The organism is Amycolatopsis sp. NPDC006125, assembly GCF_040614195.1.
Lineage (GTDB): Bacteria > Actinomycetota > Actinomycetes > Mycobacteriales > Pseudonocardiaceae > Amycolatopsis_E > Amycolatopsis_E tucumanensis.
This window is the reverse complement of record NZ_JBEXTZ010000103.1, coordinates 19,375-28,515: the sequence shown is the minus strand read 5'-3', so window position 1 is coordinate 28,515 and position 9,141 is coordinate 19,375. Positions and strand designations below refer to the sequence as shown.

Sequence of the window (9,141 nt, the reverse complement as noted above, 5' to 3'; positions counted from 1 at the left end):
GGCCAGGAGGCCGACGTCGCCGGCGAACCCGCAGGCGGCGGACGCGGCCACGAACACCGCGATCGAGAGGGCCAGCACCCGGCGGTGGCCGAAGCGGTCGCCGAGCGCGCCGGCGGCCGGCATCGCGGCGGTCAGCGCCAGCGCGTACGCGGTGACGACCCACGAGACGCGCGAGGGCGCACCCAGTTCGGCGACGATCGCGGGCAACGCGGTCGCGACGATCGTCTGGTCGAGCGCGCCGAGCGTCGTGACGAGCACGAGGCAGCCGAACAACGCGCGACGCCTGGTGCGGGGTGGGGCGAGGGGCACGGGACTCCCTGGGATGGCTGGATGCGGTGAGGTGGGTGGGGTGTGGGGTGGGGGCGCGGCGCCGGGCAGACGTGCGGCGGTTGATCTCCGCGTGGCGCCCGTCGTGGGGTGGGGGCACCGCGTCCCGCGGGCGCGCGGCGGAGCTCGACTCCGTGAGGTGCCCGGTGGGCACGGAGGAGGCCTTGGATGGCTGGATGCGGTGAGGTGGGTGGGGCGTGGGGTGGGGGTGCGGCGCCGGGCAGACGTGCGGCGGGTGATCTCCGCGTGGCGCCCGTCGTGGGGTGGGGGCACCGCGTCCCGCGGACGCGCGGCTGGGCGCGACCTCCGCGAGGTGCCGGTGGGCACGGAGGAGGCCTTGGGTGGCGGGGTGCGGCGAGGTGGGTGACCGATGTGAGGTGGGGGCGCGGGAAAGCCCTCGGGCGGCGGGTGGGTGCGGCGAGGTGGGTGAACGGCGCTTGGTGCCCGTTGTGGGGCGGCGGCACGGCGCCGCGCCGCTGCGCGGCGGGCGGCGCCCTCCGGTAGCGGCGCGGCGAGGCGGCTGAACAGCGCCCGAAGCAGGGCTAGAGACACGGACGACTCCCTGGCAGCGACGGCGGCGACCGGGCGCGGGGAGGGGTCGGCTCCCCGACGGGCGGCTCGCGGGCGCACCCCGCCGTCGCCGGGATTATGCACCACCGGCACCACGGCCCAGCGGGCCCAACAGGACATTTCCGCAGGTCAAGCGCGCGACATCGCTTCCATGGATAAGCAGAATCCGAACTATGAATTTCCTTTACCATGGGGTCGTGCCGCATCGTGGTCAGGGTCTTCCCCGGCGCCACGACGGCGCCGTGTGCGCAAAGGAGCGGCACTGTGGACATCACCAGCGACGTCACCCCGCGGGTGACGCCCGGACACGCGGTCCGGCTCGGATGGCGGGAGAAGCTCGGCTACGGCGCGGGCGACCTCGCCTCGAACCTCTCCTGGAACCTGGTCGGCGGCTTCCTGCTCTACTACTACACCGACGTGGCCGTGGTGCCGGTCGCCGCGCTCGGCACCCTGTTCCTCGTCGCCCGCCTGCTGGACGCGATCATCGACCCGGCGATCGGCGTGCTGGTCGACCGCACGCGCTCCCGCTGGGGCAAGGCGCGGCCCTACCTGATCTTCGCGTCGATCCCGTTCGGCGTGCTCGGCGTGCTCACCTTCACGGTCCCGGACATCGGCGACACCGGGAAGCTGATCTACGCCTTCCTCACCTACCTGACGCTCGGCCTGCTGTTCTCGCTGGTCAACGTCCCGTACAGCTCGCTGCTGCCGATGATGACGCGGGACTCGCAGGAACGCATGCAGATGGGGGGGCTGCGCGCGATCGGCAGCTCGGTCGGGTCGATCATCGTCACCGCGGGCACCACGCCGTTCGTGGCCCTGCTCGGCGGCGGGAACGAGCAACGCGGCTGGACGATCGCGACGCTGATCTTCAGCGTGCTGTCCGTCGGGTTCTTCGTGTTCACCTTCGTGGCCTGCAAGGAGCGCTACGCCCTGCCCCCGGAGACCGACGCGCTCCGTCCCGGCGCGGCGCTGCGGACGTTGTGGGGCAACAAGGTCTGGAAGATCACCTTCGTCTACGGCGTGCTCAACTTCGTGCGCCTGGGCATGGTGCTCGCGGTGACCGTCTATTTCGCACTCGCCGTGCTGCACGCGCCGTGGGCGATCTCGGTCCTGCTGCCGCTGGTGTCCGGCGCGATGATCGTCGGCGGGTTCGTCGCCCCGGCCTACTACCGGCGCTTCGGCAAGCGGCGCGGCAACGTCCAGGCGCTGGCCGTCGGGTTCGTCTTCTGGGCGGCGATGATCCCGCTCGAGAGCAACTTCCCGGCGTTCCTCACCTGCTACATCGTCGGCACGCTGGCGATCAACCTGTCGATGGTCTCGATGTTCACCATGGTCGCCGACACGGTCGAGTACCAGCAGTGGCGGTTCGGCACCCGCAACGAGGGGCTGCTCTCGTCGGGCATCAGCTTCGCCACCAAGGTCGGCTCGGCGGTCGGCTCGGCCGCCGTCGCCTACGGGCTGGGCGTCGCGGGGTACACGCCCGGCGAGGCGTCCGGCCCGGCGCTCACCGCGATCCGCCTGATGTTCTACGGCGCCCCGCTGCTGCTGATCGTGTTGCAGGCGCTGACGATGCTGTTCTGGGACCTCGACGGCAAGCACGAGCAGATGGCCGCGGACATCGACCGCGCCACCCGCGCGAAGGAGGAGGACTGACGTGAACCCGTCCGACGGCGCCGAATTCCGGCGGGCGCTGGGCCACTACCCGACCGGCGTCTGCGTGGTCACCGCCGGCGCCGGGATCGCGATGGTGGTCGGCACCTTCACCTCGGTGTCGCTGGACCCGCCGCTCGTGGGTTTCCTGCCCGACCGGGCCAGCACCTCGTGGCCGCGGATCCGGGAGACCGGGCGGTTCTGCGCGAACGTGCTCGCGGCCGGGCAGGAGGAGCTGTGCCGGGACTTCGTGCGCAAGGCGCCGGACCGGTTCGCCGTGCACGGCCTGCCCGGCCCGGCGCCGTACGGGCCACGCCTGTGCGGCACGGTCCTGCGGGTCGGCTGCGACATCGAAGCCGTGCAGCCGGCCGGCGACCACGAGCTGGTGCTGGGCCGGGTGCGAGTGCTGGAGGTCGACCCCGAGGCGGGCGAGCCGATGGTGTTCCTGCGCGGCCGCTACGCCGCGGCGGCGGTGCCGGCGTGATCCCGGTGTCGCCCGCGGTGACCGGCGTGCCGTACGGTCGGCCCGTGGAGAGCGTGAACGCCCGGGTCCGGGAGCCCAAGCAGGAACGCAGCAGGCTGTCGTTCGACAAGGCGCTGGACGCGGTGATCGCCCTGCTGGTCGAGCACCGCTCGGACTCCTTCACCCTCGCCGACGTCGCCCAGCGCGCCGGCGTGTCCACCGGGTCGATCTACGGCCGGGTGAGCAGCAAGGACGACCTGATCCGCACCGCGCACGCCCGTGAGATGGAGCGGATCGCCGAGGAGCAGCGCGCCGCGTTCGCCGCCGAGCCTCCCGCGGGGGAGACGTTCGGCGAAGCGGTCGAGCGGGTCATCGGCACGGCCGCGGAGCTGTTGCGCCGCAACGCCGCCGTGCTCGGCCCGTTCATGCTGCTGGCCAACACCGACCCGCAGATCGCCGAGCTGGGCGGTGCGGCGCACGCGGAGCTGCGGGACGCGTTCGTCGACGCGCTCGTCCAGCGCGAGGACGAGATCGGCCACCCCGATCCGCACCGCGCGCTGGAGTGGAGCTTCACCGTCGTGTACAGCGTGCTGGCCCGCTGGCTCGCGCTGGGCAGCACGCAGCAGGCCTCCGGCGAGGGGGAGTGGTCGGACATCCTGGCCGACCTCGCGCGGATGGTGCTGGCGTTCCTGACCCAGCCGGAACCGGCGCCCAGGAAGCGCCGGCGCTAGCACTTCCCGCGGATGGCGCTGGCTTTTTCGCGCCCGCAAAACTAGAATCATCATTCTGAATCTAAACCAGGAGGAACCCCGGTGACCGCTCCACCCGACCGCCCGCGCCGCGGCGTGAGCCTGTACTCGTTCCAGGAGGAGTACTTCCTGCGCACCATGTCCGTCGAGGACTGCGTCGCCGCCGCCGCGGCCATGGGCGCCACGGGGATCGAGATCATCCCGGAGCAGTCCATCCCCGGCTACCCGGTGGTGACGGACGAGTTCGCCGAGCGGTGGCACGGCTGGATGGCCGCCTACGGCACGACCCCGGTCGCCACCAACGCCTTCCTCGACACCAAGCTCCACGCCGACCGCTGGCTCACCCTCGACGAGCAGGTCGCCTCCGTGCGCCGCGACATCGACATCGCCGTCCGGCTCGGCGCGGGCATCGTCAAGGCCACCATCAACTTCTCGCCCGAGGTGATGGCCGCCGCCGCGCCGTACGCCGAGGACCGCGGCGTACGGCTGCTGCTCGAAGTGCACGCGCCGTTCCACTTCTCCCACCCGTGGATCCTCGAGCACCTCGAAGTGATGCACCGCGCCGGGCCGCACGTGCTCGGGCTGATGCCGGACATGGGTGTGCACGTCCGTCGGTTCCCGCGCGTGGTCAGCGAACGCGCCCTGCGCGACGGCGCGGACCCCGCGCTGGTCGACTACATCGTCCGGACCTACGACGACCACGGCGACACCCACGCGCTGATGGACATCGTGAACTACCGCGGCGGCGGGCCGGTCGAGTTCGGCCTGGCGCGCCAGGCCACCCACTACATCTGGACCGAGCCGAAGGAGATGCTGGAGCACCTGCCGTTCATCGGGCACGTGCAGGCGAAGTTCTACGAGATGACCGACGAGGGGTACGAGTACAGCATCCCCTACGACGAGATCGTGCCGGTGCTCGCCGGCGGCGGGTTCACCGGCTACCTGTCCAGCGAGTACGAGGGCAACCGGCACATCCAGGACGCCCACCCCGTCGACAGCGTCGAGCAGGTGCGCCGCCAGCAGGAGATGCTGGCGCGGCTGCTCGGCGAGTGAGGAGACCCGATGTTCGACCAGTACATCGTGTGCGGCCTGCGCGCCCGCGAACGATCCGGCGGCGAGGTGGAGGTGCGGATGCCCTACTACCGCGGGCTGTTCCTGTCCATGGTGGAGGCCGTCGACCTCGTGCTCGACGGCGTCCCGGTGCCGCCCGGGCGCACCACGTTCACCGTGCACGGCAACACCTACACCTTCGCCGAGATGCCCGGGATCACCGGCGACCGGTGGGAGATGGGGGAGCGGGCGGTGCTGGGTTTCGACACCGGCGAGCCGCTCGCGCCGGGTGAGCACGACGTGGAAGTGTCCGTGCGCCTGCGCATCTCCTACATGCCGGTGCCCGGTGGCGGGCGCGACCGCAAGCGGCTGGTGGCGGCGTGAGGGCCTTCCCCGGCGCGGTGGACGTGGCGATCGTCGGGAGCGGACCGTGCGGCGCCGCGTACGCGCGGATCCTGTCCGAGACCCGGCCGGACCTGCGGCTGGCCACGTTCGAGACCGGGCCGATGCTGGCCGACCCGCCCGGCGTCCACGTCAAGAACATCGCCGATCCGGTCGCGCGGGAGCGGGCGCAGCGGCGCTCGGAGGGGCCGGGCGGCGCGGCGCGCGGGCGGCCGGGGACGTTCCTCCTCGGCGGCGACGCGCTGCCCGCCGCGGCGATGTCCAGCAACGTCGGCGGGATGGGCGCGCACTGGACGGCCGCCTGCCCGCGGCCGGGTGAGAGCGAGCGGATCGGGTTCCTGCCGGACCTGGACGACCTGCTCGGCGAGGCGGAACGGCTGCTCGGGGTGTCCGCGCACGCCTTCGACGACGCGCCGTTCGCCGCCGAGGTCCGCAAGCGGCTCTCCGCCGAGTTCGACCCCGGCCGTGACGAGGACCGGCGGGTGCGGCCGATGCCGCTGGCCGTGCGGTGCGAGCCGGACGGCTCGCTGGTCTGGTCCGGCGCGGACGTCGTGTACGGCGACGCGACCCGGCGCAACGAGCGGCACACGCTGTTCCCGGAAGCGTTGGTGACGCGTGTGCTCGTCGAGGACGGCCGCGCGGCGGGCGTGCTGGTGCGGGACCTGCGGGACCTGCGGGACGGCGGCGAGCACGAGGTCCGCGCCACGCGGGTCGTGGTCGCGGCCGACGCGCTGCGCACGCCGCAACTGCTGTGGGCGTCCGGGGTGCGGCCGCCCGCGCTCGGCCGATACCTCAACGACCAGCCGCAGGTGGTGTTCGCGGTGCGGTTGCGCGATGTCGGGCCTGCGGACACCGATCCACGCGGCCGGTCGCGGATCGTGCGGCAGAGCGGGGTGAGCTGGGTGCCGTTCACCGATGCCGAGCCGTTCCACGGCCAGGTGATGCAACTGGACGCGTCCCCGGTGCCGCTGGCGCCGGACGACGTGCCCGCGCCCGGGTCGATCGTCGGGCTCGGCTGGTTCTGCGCCAAGGACGTGCGGGCCGAGGACCGGATCGTGTTCGACGACGCGGCGCGCGACGGCTACGGCATGCCCGCGATGCGCATCGAATACGGGCTCACGCCGCGGGACGAAGCCGCGCTGGACGCCGCCCGCGCCGCGGTGCGCCGGGCCGCTTCGGCGCTGGGTGAGCCGCTGGACGACGAGCCGATCACGCTCGCCGCCGGCGCGTCGCTGCACTACCAGGGCACCGTCCGAATGGGACTCGCCGATGACGGGACCTCGGTGTGCGACCAGGACTCGCGCGTGTGGGGCGTCGAGGGCCTGCACGTGGCGGGCAACGGCGTCATCCCCACCGCGACCGCCTGCAACCCGACCCTGACCTCGGTCGCGCTGGCCGTCGCCGGCGCCCGGCGCATCGCGGAGGAGATCTGATGGACGTGTCGAAGATCGCGACGGTGGTTCCGGTCGCCGACCTGGCCGCCGCCGTCACCACGTGGACGCGGCTGCTGGGCGCGGAACCGGCGTTCGTCGACGGCGACCGGTGGGCGCAATTCGACGTGGCCGGGGCGCGGGTGGCGCTGGCCGGGACCGACAGCGTGACCTCGCAGCCCGCGCTGCTGCTGCGGGTCGCCGACGTGGCGGCCGCCCGAGCCGAGGCCGCGGCGGCGGGCCTGAAGACCGGCGAGGTCGAAGAAGGCCCGCACGAGCTGCGGTGTCTGGTGTGGACGGACGAGGGCGCCGAGATCGTGCTGCACAGCGGGAGGGTGGCGTGAGCTGTCCCTTCACCGATCCCCGCGCGTTGTTCGGCGACCTGGCGGAGGCCCGTTCGCGACCAGGCCTGACCTGGAGCGAGTCGATGGGGCGCTACGTAGTGTCGCGCTACGGCGACATCGTCGAGGCGCTGCACCAGCCGGAGGTGTTCTCCTCGAGGCCTGCCGTGCCCGAACTGCCGTCACCGTGGCGGGAGAGGTTCGCCGGCCGGGTTCCGGACCGGGGCACGTTGCTGGGGCACGACAACCCCGACCACGACCGGCTGAGAGCCGCGGTCAACACGTTCTTCATGCCGCGACGCCTGGCCCGGTTCGAACCCTGGATCGAGCGGAACGCGCACGCCCTGATCGACGAGTTCGCCGACCGCGGTGAGATCGAGCTGAAACGCCACTTCGCCCTGCCGCTGCCGTTGCGGACCATTGCCCACATCGTCGGCCTGGACGTGGACAAGGCCGACTGGATCGGGTTTGCGCTGGCATTCTTCCTCGGGCCGAAGGACACCCACTACCGGGCGTCGCCCGAGGAGAAGGCCGATGCGCTGCTGGAGTTGCACGAACACATCCGCGAGGTGATGGCGGACCGCAGGCGCGACCGCCGCGACGACCTGATCAGCCACGTCTGGAACGTGCGCGACAGCGGCGAGGCCGAGATGACCGACTTCGAAATGCTGTCCCTGTTCCCCGGCCTGATGCTGGCCGGACACGAGACGTCGTCGAACCTGCTGTGCACGGGGCTGGCCCACCTCCTCTCGCGCGACGGCGCGTACGAGGCGGCACAGCACGACGACGCCAGCCGGGCCCGGGCACTGGAAGAGTTGCTGCGGTACGAATCGGCGATCACCGGAATGCCGCGGGTGGTCACCCGCGACACGGAGCTGGGCGGGACCCGGTTGCGGGCGGGTGACGAGGTCTTCCTCGCCTACGCCTCGGGGAGCCGGGACGGTTCCGTGTTCGACAACCCGGACGGCGTCCTGCTCGACCGCGGGTTCGAGCGACCACACCTGGGGTTCGGCCAGGGCGTCCACGCCTGCCTCGGCGCGCCGCTGGCGAGGCTGCTGCTCAAGACCGAGTTGCGCGTGATCCACGAGCGACTCCCCGGACTCCGGCTCGCGACGCCGTACGACGAGTTGGAGTACGGTCCGGTCGGCGAAGGGCGCGGCGTGCCGGAACTGCTCGTGCGGTGGAACCCCGGCGGCCCGCGCCCGGCACGGGTGCGGACCCGGCACGGGTGCGGACCCGGCCGGGCATCCAGGCCGTGGTGGCCGGCAAGTCCGTCGTCGCCGACGGGGTGGTCGAGCTGGAGTTCACCCCGGTGGACGGCCGGTTCCCGGCGTGGGCGCCCGGTGCGCACGTCGATATCCGGTTCGCGCCCGGCCTGACGCGTCAGTACTCGCTGTGTGGTGATCCGGCCGAACAGGACCGGTGGCGCGTCGCGGTCCGGCGTGAGGCGGACGGTCGCGGCGGATCAGTTCACGCGCACGACCGGCTGGCGGTGGGTGATGTCGTGACGCTGACCGGGCCACGCAACAACTTCGCGCTCGCCCCGGCGCCGGAGTACCTGTTCATCGCGGGCGGCATCGGGATCACCCCGCTACTCCCCATGCTGTCGCGGGCCGGAGCGCCGTGGCGGATGGTCTACTTGGGACGCACCGTGCGGAGCATGCCCTACCGCGATGTCCTCCGGGGCCTCGGCGACGTGACGATCTGGACCTCGGATCGCGGCCGTTTCGACCTCGATGCGCTCCTGGCCTCGGCGAAGCCGGGCACGGCGGTGTACTGCTGCGGACCGGAGCGGCTGCTGGCCGCGGTCGAGGAGCTGTGCGATCGACATGCGCTGGCACTGCACGTCGAGCGTTTCGCGCCCAAGCCGCAGGAGTTCGGCCGGAACGCGGAGTTCGAGGTCGTGCTCGCCGGGAGCGGGCGCACGGTCCGCGTCGGTCCGGACGAGTCGGTGCTGGACGCGGTGAACCGAGCCGGCGCCGGGGTGCCGTCGACTTGCCGGGAAGGCACTTGTGGCACCTGCGAGGTGCGGGTGCTCGGTGGCAAGGCCGATCACCGGGATTCGGTGCTCACCCCCGAGGAGCGGGCGGCCGGGGAATACCTGATGCCGTGCGTCTCGCGGTCGCAGACTCCCTCGCTCGTGCTCGACCTGTAGAGGG

10 protein-coding genes are annotated in these 9,141 nt (G+C 72.5%); 9 read left to right on the top strand and 1 reads right to left on the bottom strand.

The annotated features are described in order from the left end of the window. Positions 1–309: MFS transporter (locus ABZ193_RS35810; protein WP_354712981.1), on the bottom strand; the 309-nt coding region annotated here is incomplete at its 3' end. Between the two features lie 852 nt (positions 310–1,161). Here ABZ193_RS35810 and ABZ193_RS35805 point away from each other — a divergent pair. The 9 genes from ABZ193_RS35805 to ABZ193_RS35765 all read left to right on the top strand — a co-directional run bounded on the left by ABZ193_RS35805 (position 1,162) and on the right by ABZ193_RS35765 (position 9,137). Then, positions 1,162–2,550 carry an MFS transporter gene (locus tag ABZ193_RS35805; RefSeq protein WP_020420825.1) on the top strand — a complete coding sequence of 463 codons (1,389 nt, stop codon included), beginning with the start codon at positions 1,162–1,164 and terminating at the stop codon, positions 2,548–2,550. A gap of 1 nt (position 2,551) precedes the next feature. Continuing rightward, positions 2,552–3,031 (top strand): flavin reductase family protein, encoded by a 480-nt coding sequence (locus ABZ193_RS35800; RefSeq protein WP_020420826.1) that lies wholly within the window; start codon positions 2,552–2,554, stop codon positions 3,029–3,031. Between the two features lie 44 nt (positions 3,032–3,075). Then, positions 3,076–3,741: a TetR/AcrR family transcriptional regulator gene (locus ABZ193_RS35795; protein WP_157358707.1), complete on the top strand. Its 666-nt coding sequence runs from the start codon at positions 3,076–3,078 to the stop codon at positions 3,739–3,741. A gap of 81 nt (positions 3,742–3,822) precedes the next feature. Further along, positions 3,823–4,812, top strand: coding sequence for a TIM barrel protein (locus tag ABZ193_RS35790; protein ID WP_020420828.1), 990 nt, complete (start codon positions 3,823–3,825; stop codon positions 4,810–4,812). Positions 4,813–4,821: 9 nt separating this feature from the next. Next, the gene (locus ABZ193_RS35785) at positions 4,822–5,193 is read left to right on the top strand and encodes a DUF6379 domain-containing protein (protein ID WP_020420829.1); all 372 of its coding nucleotides are present in this window, start codon (positions 4,822–4,824) and stop codon (positions 5,191–5,193) included. Then, positions 5,190–6,644, top strand: coding sequence for a GMC oxidoreductase (locus ABZ193_RS35780; RefSeq protein WP_020420830.1), 1,455 nt, complete (start codon positions 5,190–5,192; stop codon positions 6,642–6,644). The genes ABZ193_RS35785 and ABZ193_RS35780 overlap by 4 nt, the downstream gene beginning before the upstream one ends. Beyond that, entirely contained in the window at positions 6,644–6,985 is a 342-nt protein-coding gene (locus ABZ193_RS35775) for a hypothetical protein (protein WP_020420831.1), read from the top strand. Before ABZ193_RS35780 ends, ABZ193_RS35775 begins: the two co-directional genes overlap by 1 nt. Then, positions 6,982–8,361 (top strand): cytochrome P450, encoded by a 1,380-nt coding sequence (locus ABZ193_RS35770; protein ID WP_354712980.1) that lies wholly within the window; start codon positions 6,982–6,984, stop codon positions 8,359–8,361. Before ABZ193_RS35775 ends, ABZ193_RS35770 begins: the two co-directional genes overlap by 4 nt. Continuing rightward, positions 8,271–9,137, top strand: coding sequence for a PDR/VanB family oxidoreductase (locus ABZ193_RS35765; RefSeq protein ID WP_354712982.1), 867 nt, complete (start codon positions 8,271–8,273; stop codon positions 9,135–9,137). Before ABZ193_RS35770 ends, ABZ193_RS35765 begins: the two co-directional genes overlap by 91 nt. The last annotated feature ends 4 nt before the right edge of the window (positions 9,138–9,141 follow it).